The organism is Desulfonema magnum (genome assembly GCF_017377395.1).
Lineage (GTDB): Bacteria > Desulfobacterota > Desulfobacteria > Desulfobacterales > 4be13 > Desulfonema_C > Desulfonema_C magnum.
The window spans coordinates 2,996,103-3,021,797 of sequence record NZ_CP061800.1 but is presented as its reverse complement, the minus strand read 5'-3'; the positions used below and the strand labels follow the sequence as shown (position 1 = coordinate 3,021,797).

Here is a 25,695-nt window from a genome sequence, read left to right as displayed (position 1 = left end):
TCGGGCGGGGGAATGCGACTCTTATGCTACAAATATGCCGCCCTTACAGGGCTTAGTCGGCCTCCCCTGAATCCGTTATAATCAGAAATTTTCCTCGTCCGCCCCGGATATGCCGTCCCTACGGGACTCGGGCGGGGGAATGCGACTCTTATGCTACAAATATGCCGCCCTTACAGGGCTTAGTCGGCCTCCCCTGAATCCGTTATAATCAGAAATTTTCCTCGTCCGCCCCGGATATGCCGTCCCTACGGGACTCGGGCGGGGGAATGCGACTCTTATGCTACAAATATGCCGCCCTTACAGGGCTTAGTCGGCCTCCCCTGAATCCGTTATAATCAGAAATTTTCCTCGTCCGCCCCGGATATGCCGTCGCTACGGGACTCGGGCGGGGGGATGCGGCATATGCATCAGGCTAAGACTGCCGGACAGGGTTTGCAACCCCGTCCGAAACGTTTGTTTTCGGGGGTCGGAAAATATTTCGGACGGGGTTGCAAACCCCGTCCGGCAGATCACGGGTTAATAAAAACAATGAGTTACGATCTTAGCCTGATGCATATGGGGGGATGCGGCTCTTATGCTACAAATATGCCGTCCTTACAGGACTTTTCAAATACTACAAATATGCCGCCCTTACAGGGCTTGATCAGCCTTCCCCCTGTAAATTTGGCGCTCCGAAAGGCATAAATGACAACTATTGAAATGTCGCTATAATTTTCCGTGTTGCCAGAATACGATAGATTTCCCGGACAATACGCCCCATAACGCTGATGGTTTCCCCGCCTATTCGAACAAAGCAGGGGGTTCCATGCCGAAGATAGGCAGGCGGCTGAGAAATGTCAAAAAATATCGGAAAATGGGGATCCCTGGCTCGAAGCGAGCCTGATTTAGAAGGCTTGGCAGTCAGAGAAGCCACGATAGACCCTCCTGCGAAATCAAAAAGCGAATTGTTCGGAAACTCGGTCACTGGAAAGTCAAGCATTTCCCGAAATTTTCCTGTGATGGTCCCGGCCTCCAAATCCGGAATAATGACATTCAGGCTTGCAATGATCTCCTGCTCCTTCCCTTTCAGCTTACGATATATCTTTTCAGGCACATAAGCCTGAACTTCGGAGAAGCGGTCATCAGCCACGGTAACCATGTAAGCTTTTTTAAAAATATAAGACCCCTTTTGCAGCGTTTTATCCATATCCACAACCCGTCCGGAAATGGGGGAACGGATTTCAAGCTGGCTCAGACTCTGGCGTAATTTGTCGCTCACGGCCGTCAGACGCTCCCGTTCTGCCAGAAGCCATTTTCTGTAACCGCCCTGAGCCCCGCCTGCTGCGATATTTTTGATGGTTTTCTCCACCTGAATCAGAGCAAAGTGCGATCTTTCAAACTCCTGTTCCAGCTCGTCATCCTGAATTTTTACCAGAAGGTCTCCTTTTTGTACAGATGTATTTATTTCCGGAAGCTCTGTCATAACCCGACCTCGTCCTGGTGCTTCCAGACGAGCCACATCCTTATAAAGAAAAAATGCGGAGATCATTTCAGAACTCTGCACAGGCACAAACAAATAAGCTCCCAAAAGGCCCAAAATCACTGATCTGACAAGGAGATTCCCCTTTGATCCCCAGTCTTTCCAGTTTTTCAATAAAAATACAATCTCCTCAACCAGAGGACCCGCGACAAAAACAATAAAAAGAATGATCATTGACCAGATGGCCAGGAGTTCGCTCACCTCCTGGTAAATCATGATCTGAATACCAAATACGACAACAATCAGGTAAAGACTGCATCCAAGCCCGAAAATTGCCATGAAGGGTCCCCGGGGATGTTCCTCTGGTTTGGGACCTTGCCAGGCCACAAGCACTTTGCGGAGATAATATTTATACATCATCACGGAACGGGAACGCAGATTGCTCATGCCGAGATAATCCATGAGCACATAATATCCGTCAAACCGCATGAAGGGGCTGACATTTACCAGAATCGTAGAAATCACTGCTGCCCCGGAGGTGTAAAACATAAGACTGCGCAGGACCCCGTCCGGCAGAATGGACCAGAAAAACAGGGTAATCCCTCCCACGTAAAGTTCCACCAGCACCCCGGCCGCCCCGATCATCAGCCTTGCTTTTTTGGAGGGAAGTTTCCATGCTTCAGTGGCATCGGTGTAGAGCATCGGCATGAAAAACATCATATAAATGCCCATGCGCCGGACAAAAATCCCATAATGCTTGGCTGCCAGGGCATGACCAAATTCATGCATGACCTTCAGCACTCCGAGACAGAGCATAAAGATCAGAAAGCCTTTGAAGGTAAAAAGATAGCTCGCTGTATGCCAGTAAAGTTCGAATTCCTGAATCACAGCGACCAGGCCCGTCAGACAAAATACCCCGTAAACATACAAAAAAGGCTTAGACCATAAAGGACTGAGCCAGGGATAAATTGCAGTGAGAAAGCTGTCCGGCCGAAGCAACGGTATTCTGAAAAAATAGATATTGGAAAGAGAAAACCCGGGTTCGCCTCCTGATTTTTTCTGTTCTTCTGTCTGCTCCTTCCCCGGAGGCGGCTTAGTTGCAGCTTCTCCGCCCTTGAATCTTTGGAGCCACCACCAGATATATCGAAGAATAAGAACTATTCCCGCAAAAATTGGTCCGAGGGTTCTCCTGATGATTCCCGGCTTCTTCTTTTGCTCTTCTTTTTCATCAGACTCAGGCTCGGAGTCAGATGAATCAAAATCTGCCCCTTCCGGAAGAATCGCCAGTCTTTCCCGCTGTAGCATGTTGACAAAAAAAAGGATATCCTTAACAGAGGGACGAAGGGAGGTGGTCTTCATAAGCTTGTCTGTTGCTGCTTTTAAGTCATTTTCCGCAGCCAGACAAAGAAAAAATTTGGCCTCTGCCTCTCCCAGTTCAAAATGATCTCCCCGGACAGGGTCTTCCAGAACATAAGTCTCTTTCCCGTTCTCATCCGGTGCGCCCTTATGAAGCATCAGATCAGGGCGAAGCCCCAGCCAGGGGAAACGCAATCCCTGTTCAAGCGCCTCCTTTAACTGGCCATCCCTCGCCTGAGCAGCATCAACTTTCTTCGGCTGAATTTGACCGAGCTGCATTTTTCTATCTCCTGATAAGTGTTTAAATTAAAGCCTCGACATTTTTTTACCAATAAGTACAGGGAAAAGAGATAAGAAAGGGAAAATTCCCTTTCTTATCCTCTTTCCCTGTACTTGTTTTCAGAGCTTTTTCCCGGACGAGGTTTTGAATCCCGTCTTAATCTACATGGATTAGTGATAAGCAAGGATTACATGGGGCAGGAGTGTCATAATCCCTGCTTATCACTAATCCATGTAGATGAGCAAACTGATAAGCAAGGATTAGCGAACTCCGGACGGACATCTTCCCTGCTTATCACTAATCCGTGGAGATCAGAAGAGCAAGCCTCGACATTTTCTTACCAACAAGTACAGGGAAAAAAGATAAGAAAAGGAATTTTTTCCCTTTCTTATGTTCTTTCCTTGTACTTATTTTAAAGCTTTTTGCCGGACGGCATTTTGAATCCCTGTTCATCTACATGGATTAGTGATAAGCAAGGATCAACGAACTCCTGCGGGAGATAATCCCTGCTTATTACTCGATAATCAAGTTTTTTTTCTGTCATTCCTGCGAAAGCAGGAATCCACTGTTCCCGGAGGCGTGGCCTCTGCCAAAAATGGATTCCTGCTTTCGCAGGAATGACAGGCTGTCCGGCCGGATTGAATAAAAAAACTTGATTATCGAGTGTAACGAAGCAAAAACAAATCCTCTAACCGTTTTCGCTTTGCATCTGAACCAGGCGTTCTATGTGGCCCAGGGATATCAGATGAGCGTAAATCAGCGGCAGCATACCCCGCTTGCGCAGATCCATGAAATCCGCTTCCGGCAGTTCATTCAGCTTGCGTTCATTCACACCAAAAATCCCATCTATTTTTATGGCAACCCCCTGGTTGTTCCTGATCTGCATTTTCAAAGGTGACAAAAGCTCACGTTTGGTTAATTCCTTCGAAAAAAGCCCGGTCATTTCATTAAAACGCTGCAACTCGATCAGAAAATTCCTGGCTTTCTCGATGATGGGGCCTGGCTCGCCTTTTTCATCAAACAATGGCTCACCCTCGGTATCAGATAAAAAATCACTCTCTTCGTCAATACAGAGAACCAGATCAGAACTGCCCTCGTTTCTCCCAAGTACAAAAGGATATCGCCGGATAATGGCAGGGATATAATGCGACTTCCAAGTGCCATCCTCATTCACAAACATATTCTGACCCTTTTCCAGCCCAAGCAGGGCAAAGGGTCTGAGTTCCTCACCATCCTTGACAAAGACAATGGGATAAGCAGACGCGGCCTTGGTGAATTCATTGGCGATCAAAGAAACAATATAAGATTTTTCGGCAAACTTGAAAACATTCACCGGTAAAATTTTTTTAGCAGCATGGCGCTGTTTGTTGAGCGGCACCGTTTTTTTAAACATAAAATTCTTCCCCTTTTTAATTGAGAATTGAAAAAAGTGTGGCCAAAAACAAAACACGATTCTTCTGTCCGAATCCTGCTTATCTGTCCGAACCCTGATTAAAGGATTCAGAGATTTCCATGATTAAAGATCAGCAGCGGAAACACATACCTAATCCTGTCAATCTTTTAATCCTTTAATCAGGGTTCGGACAACATGAAAACATAACTTCAATTTTGGTTACACTCAATTGTTAATTATTAATAAATGCCATGTGCAACTTTTTTTTTAACTCGGGAAATCACGGACAAATAAATGCCACAAAGACACAAAGACACAAAGGAACACAAAGAGCCTTCGCGGGACTTCGTGCCTTTGTGTCTTCGTGGCATTACACGTTGCACATCGCGTTAATAATTCTCATTTCTCAATTCTCAATTCAAATAAATTTCCCCCTCCGAGAGAATCCGCAGGGGGAAATTTTTATGCACACATAAAATGTTTGTAAAGGTATATGGAAACCGGATTTTTTGAGGAACCCGGTTTCTTAGTTAAAATCAGATTCTAGGCGACAACATCAGCCGAACCGCCTTTGTCATGGATCACGGGTTCGATCCCGAAACCATCCAGCAGGGCCAAGGCGTCTGCAATGTCTGCATCGGCCGGAGCATCTTCAGCAGGGGCTTCAGCATACATGAGTACGTCATGAACTTCCACTTCCTCGCCTTCAATGGGCAGGTCCTCATACACATCCTCTTCCACATCAAGATACCGCAGCGCGTCCCGCAGCTCCGTATCCAAGCTGGCAACAATGACCTCGATGTTAAAGGTGGTGGAGACTTCATCGGTACCATCATCAGCAAACAACTCAATAGTATAGGTTGTTGTAGATGTCACCTTGCTGGCATCACCTTTGAGCCAACCATCTTTAAAATCATCAAGCCAACTCGGGAGCGTTCCTTTGCCCTGCTCCTCGGCCCGGTATGTCAATGTATCACCATCCGGATCCGTAAACGCAACAACCTGACCTATCTCTGTCTTCGGGTCATCAAGGTTATAGCTCCAGTATCCTCTGGATGCCAAGACAGTCTGGTCGGGTATGTCATTTGCTACAGGCAGATCGTTCTCGTCACTGACCAGAATAACAACCTCTGTTGTACCAACTTCGCCTGCGGCATCTTCAGCTTCAATCTCAAGCGTGAAGACCTTCGGACCAGTCTCAAAGTCCAGGTCATCAGCAGTGGTGTCAGGATTCCCGGTCGTACTTATAAGGGTGATCTCTCCTGTTTTCTCACCAATGTTGAAGATTCCCGAACCCGTGCCGCCGGTAATCCGGTAAGCTTGTATAGGTTCTCCGTCCGGATCCACAGCCTCAACCTTCACCGGCTCAGTATCTGCTCCCAGACTCGTATAAACGGGCTTACCGTCAACAACAGCAGGATCCGATACGGTCTGGCCCTCCAGTGTATTTCCTGTTGCAGCAGGTTCATGTTCGGAAATCATGAAACCCGGGCTGGCATCAGTGAAAACCGGTGCAGTATTGACGTTCTCCGGCTGGAAGATGGTAAAGGTGGTCTCAGCAGACAATCCTCCGGTATCCGTAGCTGTAACCTGGATCTGAATCTTGCCGTCAAAGATGGCAAAATCTTCCACATTCGTAGGCTCGGCAACAAATTCACCAGAGTTCTTATTCAGATACAGCCATCCGGGCAGATCCCCGTCATCCCCATATGGCGTGCCCTGGTCATCCAGCCACTTGGCTGTATAAGTCAGAGTGTCATTGAGGTCCGGATCAGTAAATGCATCATTAGGAATCGTGAAGCGATTTACGCCCATGAGCATGAGGTTGTCCCAATCCTCAATACCCTCGTCCACCACCGGCGCACGGTTGCCCAGGAGGTCAACGGTCACGTTGGCATAAGCACTTGTGCCGCCGTCTCCGTCAGACACAGAGAACCGGACCAGACGCTCGCCAGACTGCGGATTTGTTGTGCTGGTATTCTCGTAACCAACACTCTTAATCAGCGCGGACACTGCTTCTGTATGTGTTGCCCCGGTACCATCATTCAACGCATCGTTAAAGTCTATGGTCAGCGTATCCTTATCTGATGAGAGTTCATATGTACCGATCTGCTGACCGTTATAGAAGACCTCGTCACCTGCCAAACTGATATTCTGGCCTGCCACGGATGTGCTGATACCAAGAACATCCTCGGTCTGAACACCGCCGCCGACGATCTGAACAGAGAGCTGGCCCCCGGCAAAGTCGGTGCTGTCAATGTCCGTGACAAAGGCATCCGTACCCTGGTCAAGTGCCTGCATCCCTTCGTTCTTGTAGTAGGTCAGGGTTTCACCATCAAGGTCGTGAATTTCAGGTGCGTCATTCACACCCTGGACATTTACCGTTGCCTCATACCAGTCGCTGAACGCGTCACTCATCCATGAGCGATCCGGAACCGGGTCTGCGCTATTGCCGAATCCGTCTGACATGCGGAACCGAATGGTACGATCCCCTTCAACCGGATTCACGGTGTCTGTGTTCTCATAGGTGATGTTCTGGATCAGTGCGGAAACAGCATCCTCGTCGGCCTGGTCATTGAAGGCTATTTCCAAACCGCCGTAGCTCTGTTCTGCCACACCAATCTTCACACCGTCAAAGAAGACATCAGCACTCTTAGGACCGTGTTCGTCAAATCCGGCAAAGCTGATCTGACCTGCTCCGGAGCCTTCGTTGTTGATATTCAGCATTTCCAAAGGCGTATTCGAATTGGCAGGGTCCGTATCAAGCACCGTAAGGTCAACATGCAAGGTTCCCAGACTGAACTCAGTGGTATCCACATCTGTGACATATCCGTTGAGGCCCACGTCGAGCACCTTGGGTCCTTCGCCTTCTTCATACGACATGGTGTCACCGCCAATGTTGTGGATGACCGGTGCGTCGTTCACATCCCGTACATCAACAAAGGTGTCTCGTGTGCTGCTTGAGGCACCGTCAGCATCCCATACCGTAAAGCTGACTGTGCGCTCACCTTCGGTGGGATTGTCCGTGTCCATGTTGTTGTACCTGATATTCTGAATCAGCGAGGACACCGCCACATTGTCTATCTTTGCATTGTCGTTCAGGCTGATTTCCAACAGGCCGGAACTTTCAATAAACTCGGCCTTACCAATCTGCTCTCCTTCAAAGAACACGTTGTTGGCAACATCAAATCCGATCTGATGGAACCCATTCCCCTCGTTACGAACACTGAGGATGTCTTCATCAGGATCATAGCCTTCGCCAATCTGAACCGTGAGCTTGCCGTTCTTGAAGTCCTCACCGCCGTCAGGATCTGTGACACTGGCGTTTTCATCAGTATCCAGGATCACCGCGTCGTCAACGTCGCCATTGGCTTCATAGAATGTGGTACGCTCACCACCAAGAGTCGTCGTGTCAATCACCGGCGCATCGTTCACACCATTTACTGTCACGGTCATGGTGTAAGCGTCGCTGGTTGCCGGGTTCACATCACCGTCAGACAACTTGAACTGAATGGCACGCTCGCCCTCATAAGGACTGTTCGTATCCGTGTTCTCATAAGTGATGTTCTGGATCAACGCAGCCACTGCACCATGATTTGCATCATCGTCCAGGGTAATGACCAGTTTGTGGGTGTCGGAACTCGTAACCTTACCGATTTCAGTGCCGCCGTACTTGATATCATTACCATCAACGCTGATCTGTCCGAGTCCGTCACCATCGCTCCGGATGCCCAGCTTATCCTCATTGGAATCATCAGGATTAAAGCCGCTTACGATCTGAACTTCCAGTGTTCCGGTATTAAATATTGGAGTGTCAGGATCAGACACAGTGGCAAGCGTCCCCTGATCCAGTATCTTGACTTTGTCGCCCTCGGTGTAGATGAGCTGATCACCCTCAATATTATGGATTTCAGGTGCGTCATTCACAGCCACAACGCCCACGGTCATCTGAACCGGAGTGCTGGCGTTTGGTCTTTCATCTCCGTCCCACAAGGTGAACTCAACGGTCCTGTTTCCAGCCGTGGGGTCATCCTCGCTTCTGTTGGTGTAAGTGATACTCTGAATCAGCGCGGATACGCCAATCGTATCAGCATCGGCTCTCAGATCAAAACCCAGCGTGGTGCTGTCTGCGTCAAAGTTCATGGTTGCGATCAGATTTCCGGCGTAGTTCACAAAGATGCCGTCTTCAACCGCAAGCTGACCTTCGGCCTTGACACCCAGCATGTCTTCACCTGCCAGACCATTTGTGATCTGAACTTCAAGCCTGCCGCCGTCAAAGTCCGGGGAATCCAGGTCTGTCACAAACGCGTTCGCGTTCTGGTCCACCAATACGGCTGCACCGCCTTCGCTGTAGGTCACGGAATCGCCCTGGATGTTGTTAATCACCGGCGGGGTGTTCACGTCTTCCACGCTCACGGTCACATAATTGTAATCGCTGGAAGCCCCGAATACCGGATCAGGATTGTCCTCACCATCCCACATCATAAACCGGATGGTGCGGTCCCCCTCGGTCGGGCTGATGGTGTCGGTGTTCTCATAGGTGATCGCTTCAAGCAACGCACCCACAGACTCAGTATTGGCATCGTCTGTGGTGAACTCGATCTTCAGGCGTCCCAGATCATCAATCCATGTGGCTGTACCGATAGTCTTGTTGTTATAAGCCACTATGTCACCAGAAGTGCCACTGAAGGTGATATTCTTAACGTTTCCGATACTCAGCTTATCTTCATCCTGATCATAGTCACCGGTGATATCCACAAACAGACGCCCGCCGTTAAAGGTCGTAGAGTCGGGATCTGTCACAGAAGCACCCTTCAGGTAGTAGTTCTCTGCATCCAGTACTTTGGTACCATCTTGTTCGGTGTAAGTCAGCTTGTCGCCGTCAAGATCATGGATCACCGGACCGTCATTTACGTCCTGGACGGTTACGGTCATGGCGTTATCTTTAAATGCCTGTGATTCACCATCGCTGAGGATGTAATCAATCTGCCGATCACCTTCGGTCGGGTTCACCGTGTTCAGGTTTTCATAAGTGACGCTCTTGATCAACGCATTTACAGCTTCAGTATCAGCATTTGCATTCAGGCCGATGGTCAGGCGGTTTTGATTTGGACCGTCGCCTCCGACGACAAAGGCTGATGTACCAATCTGCTCACCTTCGTAGAACACAGCACCCTTATTATTACCAAGATCAGTAAAGCTGACCTGTCCTGCGGCTGTGCCCTGATTCTGGATACTGAGCATATCTTCATCTGTTGCACCCTGGACATCAAAGGCCAGATAGCCACCGGCAAAATTCGAGTTGTCAACATCTATGGCATAGCCGTCCTGGTTCTGGTCAATGAGAACGGGATCCGCACCTTCCACATAAGTCACCGAATCGCCGATGAGGTTATAGACCGCAGGCGCATCGTTCACAGGAGTGACTTGGACAGTCACATAATGTGCTGTGCTTGTGCCGCCGTCTCCGTCATCCAGCGTAAAGGCTACCAGTCGGTCGTGATCAGCCGGATCACCTGTGTTGGTATTCTCATACGTCACCGCTTCGATCAGTTCTTTCACGCCAGCCGTTTCCGCATACTGGGTCAGTGTCACATCCAACAGACCGCTTGCAGAATTAAATTGGGCTGTTCCGATGTGTGAGCCGCTAAAGAATACGTTATTGCTGGCATCAATACTGATATTCGCATCAGCCGTATTAATCCACAGCCGATCCTCAGCGGAGTCAGGATTCGTGATCTGCACCTTGAGATGACCGCCCTCAAAGTTAAGACTGTCATCATCCGTGATGCTGATTACATTATCATCAAGAATCGTCGGCGCAGCCTGGCCTTCGGTATAACCCACTATCCCGCCGAGGCCGCTAATCTCCGGTGCATCATTCACTTCCTCCACGGTCACCTTCATATTAGCAACACCAGTGGTTTCAAAGTCTGACAGGGCAAACTGGATTGTGCGGTCATCTGTATTCAGATTATCATCTTCATTATTAAAGGTGATATTCTGAATCAGAGTGGCCACGGCATCGCTATTCTCATTTCCGTTAAAGGTTATAGTCAGTTGCGTGCTATCAAACCCAGTCGCAGTACCAATTGTGGCAGTACCGTATGATACAACACCGGAGGTTGTGTTAAATCCGATCTCATCCCAGTGATTGCCCTCGTGACGAATACTCAGCATGTCACCATTGGTATCGACATTCTCTGTTATGCTGACAACCAGGGTGCTGAAGTTATTATTATCCACATCCCGGGCCCAGCCGTCTTCACCCTGGTCAAGCAGGATTGCGCCGCCGCCTTCTTTAAAGGCTGCCACGTCGGTGTCAATGTTGAATATCTCAGGTGCGTCGTTCACAGCAGTCACCTGCACCGTCGCCACGAGAGAAGCACTGTCAGCGCCGTCGTTGGCGGTTCCGTCTCCGTCAAACAGGGTGAACTGGATTTTACGGTCGCCCGGTGTGGGATTGTCGGAATCCGTGTTCGCGTAAGTGATGTTCTTCATCAGGTCAGACACGGTGGTGGTATTAGCATGTTCGGTCAGCTCAATGGTCAGCTTGCCGATGTTTGCGTCATATGTGACCGCTCCGATCTTAGATGAATTGGCATAGAACACATTGTTGTTGTCAACAAAGGTGATGTTCCCTGCTGCGGTGTCACCATCAGCCCATGCAGCTTCTGAATATCCGAGATCAGCAATGCTCAGGACATCTTCAGTTTTATCAAAAACTCCGGTATTCAAAATCTGAACTTCGAGGCGGCCGCCGTCGAAATTCATGCTGTCAGCGTCTTTCACTGCAAAGTCAGTGCCGAGGATAACCTGATCTGCGGAATTGTTCTCCCAGTAGAGTGTGGATTCTTCGGTTCCGGTCAGTTCAGGCGCATCATTCACACCCACGACGGTAACAGTCATGTCGTAGTTGGCACTGGATTCCACACCACCACGTTCAGTTCCGTCGTTGTCATCCATCCAGAAGCGGACGAGACGGTCGCCTTCGGTGGGGTTAACCGAGTCGGTGTTCGTGTAGGTGATACTCTGAAGCACCGTGTTTACGTCAGCATAGGTTTCTTCCGCACTAAAGGTTATATCCAAACGATGTTCGGCAGCGTCATAAGTAGAGCTAACACCTGCTAAGGCCGCCATAGTCAGCACGTCTTCAGCAGTACTATCACCAAAGCCGCTCATAATCTCAACATACAGATGGGGACTCGATGCCGTATTGAAGACGCTGAACGCCGAAGCATCATCAGGATCTGTCACGAAAGCATTCTGACCAATATCCAGTTCTTTCTTTGTGGTGGTGTCACCCGCCTCATAATAGGTTACCACATCACCCGCAATGTTCTGGATGACAGGCGCATCGTTTACAGGCTTCACAAACACTGTCATTTCGCTGGCAGCAGTGACGGAATCACCCTGGCTGTCCCACAATGCAAACCGAATGGTGCGCTGTGCCTCGTCCAGATCAGCAGTGTTGGTGCTGGAAAAGGTGATGTTCTGAACCAGAGCAGATACGGCTTCTGCATCAGCATTGTCGTTCAGTTCCACATCCAGGACAGACATTTCATCATAGGTGAATGTCCCGATGGGGAGACCTTCGTAAAGCACGTTGTAGCCATTCTGAACACCGATCTGTCCGGCAGCAAAGCCCTCATCCCGGATGCCCAGGACATCTTTGGCTTCTCCGCCGCCTGAAATCTGTACCTTGAGACGGCCGCCGTCAAAATCATCGCTGTCAGCATCTGTTACAGAACCCAGTGCAAAGATGGTTGAACCCATGGAACCGACCTGGTCAAGCACCGCAGGCGCAGATTCCTCAACATAGATCACACTGTCGCCGTGAATGCCCTGGATCACAGGCGCATCGTTTGTGGCATTTACTGTGAGTTTCACATCAGCAATGTTGCTGGAAGCTCCTGGTCCAACAGGATCGCCATCCCAGAGCTGGAAGCGAACTGTGCGCTCACCTGCTGTGGGATCCACGGTGTCTTTGTTGTAGTAAGAGATTCCATGAATCAGATCATCCACATTATCCGGCGTTGCATTTGAGTTCAGGTCTATGGTCAAAAGACCTGATGCCTGGTTCCATGTATATGATCCAAGCTGTGTAGCAGCATCAACGCCCACAGTGCCGTAGATATTCTCTGTGCCAATAGCTGTCACTTCTGTGAAGGTAAAGTTATCACTGAAACCTATCACGTCCTCAGTTAAGTCGCCGCCAAGAATCTTAACGGTCAGTTTGCCGCCGTCAAATTCCGTGCTGTCAGCATCTGTCACGCTGACGTCGCTCGATCCTGCATCAAGAATTACCTTGTTCGAGGTCGCAGCACCAGCACCGGCACTTTCATTAAAAGTGACAAGATCACCATCAAGATCATGGATCACCGGCGGATCGTTTACATCTTCCACTATCACTGTGGTCGAGTAGCTTGAGCTTGTAGCGTCAGAAGGAAGCGTATCAATACCGGCCACCTCTGTTCCATCTCCGTAATCCGTCAGCGTGAAGCGGATGCTACGCTCTCCCACAGTCGGACCGTCGCTGTCATTGTAGTAAATCACATTCTGGATCAGTGCGGAGACAGCTTCTGCATCAGCATTTTGGTTAAATGTTATCGTAAGGTCTGTGGAACCTATATCAGCAAGATCCACTGTTCCGATCAGCTCGCCTTCATAGGAGACATTGCTGCCAACAAACCCGACTTGTTCAATTCCAGCGCCCTCATGGCGTATGCTCAGGTGATCCTGATCAGAATAAACAGTGTCTGTAAACTCAACCTTGAGGCTGCTGAAGTAATCGCTGTCAACATCCTCCACGGTAGCATCGGAACTGACATCAAGGGCCACGCCGAGAGTGGTGTCCATTCCTTCTCTGAATATCACGCCATTATCCGCAAGGCTGAAGATTTCAGGTGCATCATTCACAGCGGTTACACCTACAGTTACGCTTACATAATCACTCGAACCGCCATCTCCGTCCCACATTGCAAAGCGGATTGTACGATCTCCGCTGGTGGGGTCTTCAGAGTCTTCGTTATTATAGACAATGCTCTCAAGCAGGGCTGATACAGTGGTTGTGTTGGCATCTTCGAGGAAATCTATGGTCAGCATACCATTTGCATCATTCCATGACACAGTACCTACATCTGAAGTGCTGTCGTAATAGACATGTCCAGCGCTAAAGGTTATACTTCCCTTGTCTGAGATAGCCAGTATATCCTCGTCTGCATAATAGCTGTCTGTTCCGCCAATAATTTGAACTTCCAGACGTCCGCCGTCAAAGTTCGAGTTGTCAGCAATATCAGCATCGGTCACATAAGCTGTAGTGGCGGCATCATCAAGCAGCACAGGAAGACCAAAGCTTGTGCTATCTTCCAGATACCCCAAGTTGGTATCAGCATTAAGCTGATTAATAACAGGCGCATCGTTGGCACCGCCCACGTTCAGCGTCATGACACTCCATCCGCTGGAATCCTTGCCGCCGAAATCCGTTCCATCGGGATCGGTCAGGTTGAATCGGATGGTACGATCACCATCGGTTATGCCGTCCGTAGCCTGATTAACGTAAGTAATGCTCCGGAGTACTTCTGAAACCTGATCCTCAGTGGCACTGGAATTAGTGACAGTTATGGTCAAAATATCTGACTGATCATCCCAGCTATATGAAGCGATTGCGCCAGCAAGATCGGAATGGGTGATATAACCAGTGGGACTCGCCCATGTACCCGTCTCACCAGTGAAGCTAATATTGTCTCCCGTATCTGTGCTGAAGCTCAGATAATCTTCAGCCGTATCGGTACTATCTGAATCCATATCAATGGTCAGCACAGCCCCGGTAACGCCGAGGCGGCTCTTATCAAAGCCGTCAACATCCTCTACAGATGCGTGTCCTTCCGTATCAAGCACGAACTGCACATCTGTTGCGGCATCCGCAAACACCGCCACATCGCTGTCAAGATTATGAATCTCAGGCGCATCATTCACACCTGATACCGTCACAGTCATCTGAGCCGATTTCAAGTCAGAGCCAGCATAAGCGTTCCATCCTGTGGTGCCGCCGTCTCCGTCCCGGAAGTTAAACCGGATGGTACGCTCACCCGGCATGGGATTATTCGTGTTCGTATTGCTGTACGTGATCTGTCGCAACAGAGTTGAAACTCCGGATTCATTTGAAACCGTCGTATCGTCGCTATTTATGTCAATGGTCAGAACACCATTATTGAACGAACTGTAACCAAGTTGTTCGCCATTGTACATCACGATGTTACCACTGAGCGTGATACCGTTACCTTCGGAGATACCCAGCACATCTTCAGTAGCGACAAAGTTGTCGGTCATCGAAATGGTCAGCAGGCCGCCGTCAAAATCATTGAACGGTTCCCATCCGCCTGAAGCAATGTTCACGTCAACGTCCGAAATTGTAGCTCCGCTCTGGAGTTTTACCTGATACCCGTCGCTTTCAAGGTAAACCCCGCTGTTCCCCAGGCCCGTATAATCAGTAAAGGTCTGAAGCGCTGTGTTCCAGTCGTGGATCTCAGGCGCATCGTTATCACCGGTTACATTCACCGTCATAATGGCGGCGTTGCTTGTGCCGTTATCACCATCACCATCATAGAACTGGAACCGAACTGTGCGCTCACCTGGCTTGGGTGCGGCAGTGTCTATGTTGGCGTACATGATACTTTGCAACAACTCTGAAACACGGTCAGTATTTGATGAGGTATTGAAATCTATATGCAACGTACTCGATGAGGTTGACCAGTCAACTGTTCCGATTACAGTACCATCGTAGGCAACGGTCTGTGCTGAATAGCTTCCAGTTCCCGTTCCCATATCTGTGTCGAAAGTAATGCCTCCCGTACTCGATTGAAACCCCAGCCAATCCGCATCTGACTCGGCATTATCACCGCCGACCTGAATATCGAGCCAACCGCCAGTAAAGTCATCCGGATCATCGGGATCTGTCAGGGAAGCAATTCCCCATTGATCCAGTAGTTTCCCTGATAGTATGGCCTCAGCGGGTGATGTGCCAGCTTCGCTGAAGCTGACGTAATCTCCATCAATCCAATGGATTTCCGGCGTATCATTCACACCACTCACGAACACACTCATCACATAACTATCCGCAGCTCCCGTAGGTACAGTTGCAAAGAAATCAGAGCCGGTGGGAGCAAAGCCGCCATCTCCGTCTGACATGGTGAAACGCACTGAACGGAAGCCCTCAGTCGGATCGGCTGTATTTGTATTGTCGAAGTATGTGGCGTTTATCAGCGCAGCCACAGTGGTCTCATTTGCATACTCGGTCAGGGTGATATCCAATATGCCTGTGCCAGCATTAAAGCCTACACTGGTACCAATTAACGAACCCTGATAAGTAACATCACCCGTCACCTCGTCATAATTGATGCCAGTTGATCCCTGATCTGTGATTCCCAGTACGTCTTCAGTGTTCTGATAACCAGAAGTATCCGTATCAGCGACGATCTCGAACTTCAGATGTCCGCCTTTAAAATCAAGGCTGTCAAAATCCGTCACATCAGCAGCCACATTTTCGGCAAGCATAACCGGACCGGACTCTTCTGTAAATGTCACGGATTGGTCATGCAAGGCCCCAATCACAGGCGGATCATTCTGATCCGTGGTCACATTGACCGTGACATCATGGAACAGGCTTGTGCCCTGATCCGGATACGCAACATAATCGCCGTCATAGAGACTAAAACGAATGGTGCGCTCGCCCTCTGTGGCACCAGTTGTCAGAAGCAGATTTTCATAAGTGATATGTTGCAGGAGTGCGGATACAACATCCGGCGTAGCACCCGTGCCAGTAAATTCTACAGTCAGAGTCCCGGCAGTGTCCCGGCCCCAAGTACCAAAGGTAACCCCATCATAATCAACATTGCCGCCGCCAGCAACGGCACTAATAGAACCGGGGTCTGTGTACCATGAATCTCTTATCCCCAGTTGATCTTGGCCCGCATAGAAGGCATCCGTATCGAACTCGACAGTCAATGTGCCTGTAATAAAATCAGTGCTGTCAACATCCGTAACAAAGGCATTGGCACCGATGTCAAGATTCGCCGCATTGCTCTCTCCGGCGGCAAGGGTGTCACCATAAACAGCCGAGTCTAAAACAATGCTTTCTTTGTAGTCCACATAGTCGCCGCCAATGTTCTGAATCTCAGGTGACTCATTCACCGGCGTGACCTTCACCGTCATAATTGCAGCTTCGCTTGAATCTTTCCATGTGGTTGTTGATGCGCCGTCTCCGTCATACAGGACAAACCGCACGGTTCGATCACCACCGCTGGGCGCATCCGAATCTGTATGATTATAAGTGATGCTTCGAAGCAGGGCAGACACAGCCTCTGTATCAGCCTCCGCAGAGTTAAAGCCAATGGACAGCACGCCCATGCTGTTTCCAACATCCTGAACAAACGCCGCTGTTCCGATAGTATCTCCCTCAAACGTGACCACGCCACCATTGTAACCGATTTCTCCGGTATTATTGCCCACATTCATAATACTCAGGACTTCCTCGGTCACATCAAAATCAGTGCCAGTGACACCAGCGATCTCAACCCTCAGACCGCCGCCGTTAAAGTCATCACTGTCCGTATCTGTGACAAAAGCACTGGTGGGAACCTGATCCAGCAGGGCCACACCGCCGCCAACAATGCTGCCGTCAGTGGCCTTATACTGTTCAGTGTAGTTCAGCACATCGCCAGTAATCTCATGAATCACCGGCGCATCATTCTTATCCTGAACCATCACAGTAACATCATAATCTTCGCTCTTATTGAGATTGCCGTCATACAGGGCAAAGCGGATGGTACGTTGTCCCGCAGTGGGATGAATCGTATCAGTGTTCGTGTAAGTAATACTCTGAACCAGTTCGCCAACAGAAACCGTATCAGCATCATCATAAAGAAGGATATTAAACAGCCCTGTGTCCGCATCAAAACTCCCTGCCCCGATCTGCTCACCCTCATATGTGATCGCATTGCCGTGAACACCGATCTGACCGGCACCCGTACCAAGGCCGCCATCCTTATCAACAAGCTTCAGGACATCTTCGTCTGATTCATAACCGCCAACAATCTCAATGGTCAGACGGCCCCCGTCAAAATTCGAACTGTCAAGGTCTTCAACCCATGCGGCAGTACCCACAGCATCGAGCCGGACAAATTCCTGTCCCTCGCTGTACACCACACTATCGCCCTGGAGTTCGTGAATCACCGGGGCATCATTCATATCGTTCACAGTGACAAGCACGTCACTATATTCGCTGGAATCATCTCCCAGACCGTTCCACGCAGTGCCGTCGCCGTCCACCAGTTGGAACCGGACCGTGCGATCTCCCTCAGTCGGATTCAGTGAATTTGAATTATAGAACTGAATATTCTGAATCAGAGCGGAAACAGCCTCAGGGTCTGCATCCTCGCTGTTGAACTGGACAGTCAGACTGTTGCCGCTTGCTGTAACCGTACCAATCAGATCGCCTTCATAAGAAATGGATCCGTCTGCCGCGCTGTAGCCGATCTGACCGTCAAGTACCCCCTCGTTCCGGATGGTCAGCATATCTTCAAGCGAACCATCTCCCATCACCGTAACCGTGAGCGTACCGCCGTTAAAATCCGTACTGTCAGCATCTGACACCAGTGCATTACCGTTCACATCCAGCAACACAGCACTGCTTGTGGTACCGTTGCCCTCATTAAACGTGACAGCATCGCCGTTGAGATTTGTGATCACCGGGGGATCATTCAGGCCCCACACACCGACCGTGGCGAAATTATAACTGCTCGAGCCGCCATCGCCGTCAAACACGGCAAACCGGAGCGTCCGGTTGCCCTCCGTGGGCATGTCAGTATCTGAGTTCTCATATGTGACATGCTCAATCAGGGACTTCACCGCGACTGTATCTGCGGCATCTCCGAGCAGATCAATATTCAGGATTCCCGTATTATAGTTAAACGTAGCAATGGGCGTGCCATTGTATGAAATATTATTTCCATCTACACCAATAGGGCCTGCGCTCTGAATACCGAGAACATCCTCAGTCAGATCGCCCCCGATAACTTCAACCGTGATACCGCCGCCGTCAAAGTTCGGGGAATCCACATCAGACAAAGACACCGCGGAATCAACCACCAGGGCGGCCGCGCCCTCAGTATATGTGACACTGGCCTCGACATCAGCAAGCACCGGCGCATCATTGGTATCCTCCACCGTGACCGTGGTGAGGTATTCCGGGCTGGTAGCCCCGTCACCATCAGACAAAGTGAATTTTACAGTTCGTTCTCCCAGTGTGGGATTATCGCTATCGGAGTTATTGTAGATAATATTCTGAATCAGAACGGAAACATCCGAAGCATCCGCATCTGCATTGAGTGCTATATCCAGCACGCCCAAGCTCTTATCGAATGTCTGGGTTCCGATTGACAACGCGCCATAACCTGCGGAAATCCCCAGTACATCTTCATTTGTGTCGCCGCCGGTAATCTCAACCAGCAGATGACCGCCGTCAAAATCAGTCTGATCCGCATCTGAAACCAGGGCATTTGTATTTGCATCCAGGATCACGCCGGCCGTGTCCTGATCTTCGGTAAACGTCGCTGCATCGCCGTCAAGATTGGCGATCTGCGGCATATCATTGGTTCCCTGAACCGTGACCGTCATCTCATAGATAGCGCTGGTATTGTTGCTTGCCTCGCCATCAGACATCATAAAAGAGATGGTGCGGTCGCCTGCCACGGGGTTTCCGGTTTCAACATTCTGGTAAGTAATGCTCTGAACCAGGGCAGACAGGGCATCCCGTGTGGCATCGCCAGTCAGGCTCACATTCAGCACACTTCCTGACTCAGCCAGGTCTGTGGTACCGATATTGACACCCTTATAAAGCACATTGATGCCGTTATCATAAGTGATATCCCCTGCGCTGGCAATCCCCAGCACATCCTGGGAAGACTGAAAATCCGAAGGATCAATGCTGATCTTCAGATATCCGCCGTCAAAGTTCGGATTATCCACATCTGAGACAAATGCGACCGTAGGATCCACATCCAGCACAAGAGGATCCGCATCCTCAACAAAAACAGCCGTGTCACCGGCAATATGCTCAATCACCGGTGCGTCATTGGGAGAATTGACATCCACTGTCACAAAATAATCATTGCTCACATCCGCGCTGTCAGACAAAGAAAAGCGGATGGTCCGCACCCCGTCGGTGGGATCATAAGAATCTGTGTTATTATAAGTGATGCTCTGAATCAGTTCTGAGACATTGGAAATATCAGCCCCGGATTCCAGGGCGATATCCAGCTTTCCAGTGGCCGGGTCAAATGTTGCCACACCAATCTGATCGTCGTTATAAGTGACGAATTTGTTGCCAAAAACCTGAATCGCGCTGTCACTTGCCGTGGCAATCCCAAGGACATCCTCGGCCGTGTCTCCGCCTGCGGTGATCTCAACCGTGAGATGTCCGCCCTCGAAACTCAGGGCGGTGCCGTCATCCGCATCCACCACGAGTGCGAGCGTTGACTGGTCAAGGACCATGGCACCGTCGGTTTCCTCATAGGGCAGAAAGTCGCCGTCAAGATTCTGAATCACGGGCGCGTCATTATCAGCCCCCACGGTCACGAAGGTCTGTCTTACATCGCTTGTGCCGCCGTCGCCATCGGTCAGGGTGAACTCAACCGTGCGGGTTCCCTCGGTGGGATCCGCACTGTTAGAATTATAGTACTCAATGTTCCGGATCAGTGCGGACACTGCCCCCGCGTCCGCGTCCGCGTTCAGAGTCACCGTGAGCATACCTGACGCAGAATCATAGCTATGCCAGCCGATCAATGTATCATCGTATAAAACAGCAGAAGCATCTGCAAAAATATCCCCTTCGGTCCGAATGCCCAGCATATCCTCGGTGTTGACAGCAGCATCCGTGACCTGAACCATCAACTGTCCGCCGCTGAAATTCGGAGAATCCACATCCTCAGCATATGCAAGCGGAGGTGACAGGTCCAGAAGCACAGGATCACCATCTTCAGTATATACAGATGAGTCGTCCTGAAGCTCATGAATTATGGGCGCATCATTTACCGGTTCCACATTCACGGTCACATACTGATACGCGGCAGATCCGCCGTCACCGTCCCACAAAGTAAACCGGACACTGCGGTCCGAGTCAACAGGGTTATCTGAGTTGGTGTTGGCATAGGTGATGCTCTGGATGAGCCTGGAAACCGATGTGGTATCCGCGGTATCATTCAGCGTCACGGTTAAAAGACCGCTGTCTGCCTCATAGTTTGCATCGCCGATGGGCGTAAAACCGTAAGTGACCTGCCCGCTGTCGTCAACTCCGAGTCTGCTGTACTCTGCCGGGCCATACAAATCCGAAACCGCCAGCACATCCTCATCTGACTCAAGATTATTGAATATCTCAACTTCCAGGCGGCCCCCGCCGAAATTATCACTGTCAACATCCGTGACAGAAGCGGTTAATGCCACCAGCGGGAGGTTGTACAGCGGCTCATGTCCTGTTGTGGATAACTGATTTAAATCATAGTCATAATTGTCATACTCAGTGTAAGTGACACTGCCTTCGACATTATCAATCACCGGCGCATCATTGTCGCCGCCCACTGTGACCGTGACAACAGACCCCTCACTGGTTCCGCCATGGCCGTCATCCAACTTAAACTCGATGGTGCGGGTTCCCGTTGTGGGGTTCTCGCTGTCTGTGTTTTTATAAGCGATGGTCTCAATCAGTGCTTCGACAGCTTCAGGGGTGGCCTTGTCACTGCTGAAGTTAAATTCAAACACACCCGCGTCCTGATCAAATACCGTGGAGGGTGCGATCACCTCTCCCTGATATGTGATACCGGAGGGCGTTGATGAAATATCATCACTCGTTATGATCTTCAGCACATCTTCGTCGGGATCTCCGCCGGTAATCGTAAGGGTCAGCTTGCCCTCGCTGAAATTCGGGGAATCAACATCAGTGATCGTGACATTGGAATCCGGCTCAAGGATCAGATCCCCACCGCCTTCGACATAAGTCAGTGCCGCGTCAAGATTTTCAATGACCGGAGCGTCGTTCACCGGAACCACGGTTACTTTCAGGGTTTCGATATTGCTTGTTGCACTGTGAGGAGTGTCATTACGATCCCCGTCGCTCAACTGGAACTCAATGTTACGCTCACCGGCCGTGGGGTCAACTGTATTGAGATTTTCATACTGGATATTATGAATCAGGGCAGATACAGCAGCCGTATCTGCTGTATAATTACGCAGGTTGACTTCCAAAAGGCCCTGGTCATCAGCATAGGTAAAGCTTCCAAAAGGCGAGCCGCCATAAAAAATATCATTGCCGCTGACACTGATCTCTCCGCTGAGGTTGCCCTCATTGCGGATACTCAGCATGTCTTCGCCAATAACAAGACTGTCGTTGGTAATCTTAACCCGCAGATAGCCGCCGTCAAAATCAGGACTGTCCACGTCTGCCACAGACGCATCCCCGGACTCAAGCAGCACCGGATCAGATCTCTCTGAATAGCTCTGCGTATCTCCCTCAATACCCGCGAGAACCGGCGGATCATTTGTAGCGCTTACGTCAAACCCGGGATCAATTTTTATTTCTGCCCCGCCAGGATCGGTGATGGTGATGGTGACCTTGCGAAAGCCCTCGATTTCGTCATCAGCCTCGAACATCACGCTTTTTATCCAGTTTTCCACTTCATCAGTATTCGCATCCTGATTGATATACAGAGTCAGTGTGGACTTATACGTTGAAATGCTCTCACTTCCAATCTCAGGAGCGCCATCAGCCACAAAGAGTCTGTCATCATGACGGAACCCATCCTCAATCTCCACCACCACTTTTCCGCCATTCCAGTTGGCGTCTTCACCCGCGTCGTCCGTTAGTTGAAAATCAAATCCTTCGGGAATGACAGGGAAAGGTCCGCTGTTTTCGGGATATGGTGTTACCCATGCTTCCAATTCAGCAAGGTTTTCGACAACCGGCGGGCTGTTCACGGCTTCCACGGTGAGGGTCATGGACTGCTCACTCGAAGTTACCGAACTCCCGTCACCGTCGGTCATGGAAAATTTCACGGTGCGGTCCCCTTCAGTGGGGGATACTGTATCCGCATTCCAGTAAGTGACATTCTGAATCAGCTCGGACACGGCCTCTGTGTCCGCCGCTGCTGTGAGATTAAACGTCAGGGTTCCTGTTCCCACCCCTGTCACAGAAGCGATCTGCTCACCATCATAAGTGACAAACTCATCGGAAAAAATTCCGATCTGGCCTCCTCCGTCACCTTCATGCAATACCCCAAGTTTGTCTTCCTCCGCATCTGCATTAAGAATCTCAACAATCAGTTGGCCGCCTTCGAAGTTATCGCTGTCAACATCCGTCACAGATGCGCTGTCATCTGTAAGCAGGACTTTGTAATCACTGTCAAGGACATTATAAGCAATGGGATCCCCGCCCGCGCTGTCAACAAACTGGGCTGTGTCTGCCCGTTCTGTGTACGTCAGGTGATCCCCGTCAATCTCATGGATTTCAGGCGCAAAGTCAGGTTTGTCAGCCACCACCACCTGAAACTCTCCGGTCACAGCCTGAAACTCATCATCCAAGGCAATCACCGTCACCGTATGGGTGCCAATGATACCGGTATCATCATCCAGAGAAGGAGTGAACTCATAGATACCATTAGTACTATCTATAAGCGTCATGCCTTCGGGCATCTGGTAATCATAGCTCCAGTATCCCCACAGCGGCCTGCCCTCGGGATCCACAAATGCCCCGTCAGGGATCGTATATCGGAGAGTCTCTCCCTGAGTAATATACCATGTCTCAAGAGGAACATCCCCCACTTCCGGTGCATCATTATGATCTTCTACTGTAACTTCAAAGGAGATTCGATCACTTTCGGCATACTCACTCTCATCATAAGCCCACACCTCAACGGTCCAGGGACTTTCAGTAATGGTTGTCTCGGTGTAGTCAGGAACCTTATCCGGATCAATGGTAAATGTTCCCGCAGGATCCAGATATATCCAGTAATTTTCATTATCCAAATGTGTGACCTTACCATCAGGGTCTGTCAGTTCCGCATAATAAGAAAGGTCATCCCCATCCGGATCAAAGAAATTATCTGTGATATCAAATGTGGTTTCCTCCAACTGGGGAACAATTATATCAGCAATAGGGGAGACCACTTCAGGCGGATTGTTTATATCGTTTACCGTGAGATAGAATTCAGCCGTGGCAGCTTTAAACCCGTCATCCAGTGCAATGACGGTTATCGTATGGGAATCACCAGCGGCCGGCAGCTTGGGGTCATCCCATGTGTAAGTGCTGCTTGCATGGTCAAAAGTCATCCCATCGGGCATCTGATAATCATAACTCCAGTATCCCCACAAGTCCTTACCTTCGGGATCCAGAAATGCATCTTCAGGGATTTGATAAGACCATGACTGGCCTTCGACAGCGTCCGGGGGATCAAGGAGTACATTAGGATTTGCTTCTGGCGCTTCATTTGCATCCTCCACAGTCACCGTAAAAAGAGCAGCAGTTCCTGCCCCGCTGCTGTCCGTGGCAACCAGCTTCACCTCCCAGGTTTTCACATCTTCCTGGGGAATAGACGCATTGGGATCTTTGTCTATTTTTATGGAACCATCCGCATTTGTGGAAACCCTCATCCATGACGGATTATCCTGAAGAGAATAAGTCAGACCTGCCTGGGGCGTCAGAGGATTATTATCAGGATCACTGAATGTGTCCGCAGACACGGTAAATTCCCAGGTTTCGGCATCCTGGGGGATCGGATCGGTGGGGGAGACAATCGCGTTATCCACGACCGGATAGTCATTCACGTTATTTACGGTGACCTGAAACTCCGCGGTAAACGCGTTGAACTCACCATCCAATGCGATGATTGTCACCGTACTCGGGTCCCCGTTGTTTACATCATCGTAACCCTCCGGGGTGCCCTTATAGGTCATTCCTTCCTGCTCAAAAGTCATCCAGTCGGGCATCTGGTAATCATAGCTCCAATATCCCCACATATCTCCTTCAGGATCAACAATGGCATCTTTGGGAATGGTGAAGACAAATTCTTCGCCCTCAGTGGCATACTGCATAACAGAAAGCTGACTGAAATTCGGTCCTGCTTCCGGAGGCAGATCAGACATCACACCGTCAAACTTCTCCAGCTTCCCCTCATCAAAATAATCACCGCGAATATCAATATTGTCACTCTCAAGGACCCAGTCTCCGCCGTAAGCATCGTTTCCGGTAGCGTCCGCGGAGGCGGCCACGTTAGCTCCGGCAATATCCTCAATTCGGGACACAAGTGCGAGTCCGTCATCAGGATTCTCCAACACATTACAGGCCAGCAGATCAATCCGTCCGTTCTCGGAAAGTGACTCCCCCACAGCCTTCCAGAATGCCTGCTGATCCTCGCTGTTTTCCAGAGAATCGGCAGTAACCGCTTCTCCCTCAATCAGATTCATCTGGGCGCTCCCGCTGTTATGCGCGGCAAAAGCAATACTGTCTGCTTTCTGCCCTCCCAGTTTTTCCTGAATCTTTTCTGACAATTCTTCCATACTCGTGGCAGAGGCGTCATAACGGACGACAAGCACATCGTCTTTTGCAGCGTCAGCCAAATCATCTGCATCGCCGATGTCCGAAGAAATCACCAGCACATGAACCCCGCCGTCGGCCGCGTCATCAACATCGAGTCCGTCGGTTAAATACAGATGATCGTCCATATCCAAGCCATAATCCCAATCATCCACATTATGATCCTGCATTGCGTGAAAACGCATTTGCAGCTCATGTTCCTCTTGTTCATGCATCTCGTCAATGGCTTCGAGGGCTCCCGCGCCATCAAGAACGATTCTGTCTTCAAGTCTCCGTAAATTAAACATTGTCGCCTCCTTCACCTTAAATATATATATAAAAAGTTTTAAACTGTTTACTCATTAATTGAATATTGACAATTGAGAAACATTTTCCTCATGGCTTCTCAACTCTCAATATCCAATTAATGACTTCCCAAAATTCCCTTAAATAAAAAAAAATTATAAGAAATCGCAATTTCAAGTTCTATATTTCAACTTCCAAATTTCAAATAAATTCCAAACTCCAATTTCCAATTTCCAAATAATTTGGTATTGTAATTTGTGATTTGTTTTTTTTGTTTGTAA

At 49.6% G+C, this 25,695-nt stretch carries 3 protein-coding genes; all 3 read right to left on the bottom strand.

Going from position 1 to position 25,695, the window contains the following annotated elements:
* Positions 1 to 691: 691 nt before the first annotated feature.
* Positions 692 to 3,094, bottom strand: coding sequence for a site-2 protease family protein (locus tag dnm_RS11915; protein ID WP_207682868.1), 2,403 nt, complete (start codon positions 3,092 to 3,094; stop codon positions 692 to 694).
* A 689-nt stretch (positions 3,095 to 3,783) separates the two neighbouring features.
* Complete coding sequence (locus tag dnm_RS11910) at positions 3,784 to 4,488, bottom strand: SapC family protein (RefSeq protein ID WP_207682867.1); 705 nt, start codon at positions 4,486 to 4,488, stop codon at positions 3,784 to 3,786.
* Positions 4,489 to 5,031: 543 nt separating this feature from the next.
* Positions 5,032 to 25,416 carry a DUF4347 domain-containing protein gene (locus tag dnm_RS11905; RefSeq protein WP_207682866.1) on the bottom strand — a complete coding sequence of 6,795 codons (20,385 nt, stop codon included), beginning with the start codon at positions 25,414 to 25,416 and terminating at the stop codon, positions 5,032 to 5,034.
* Positions 25,417 to 25,695: the final 279 nt, after the last annotated feature.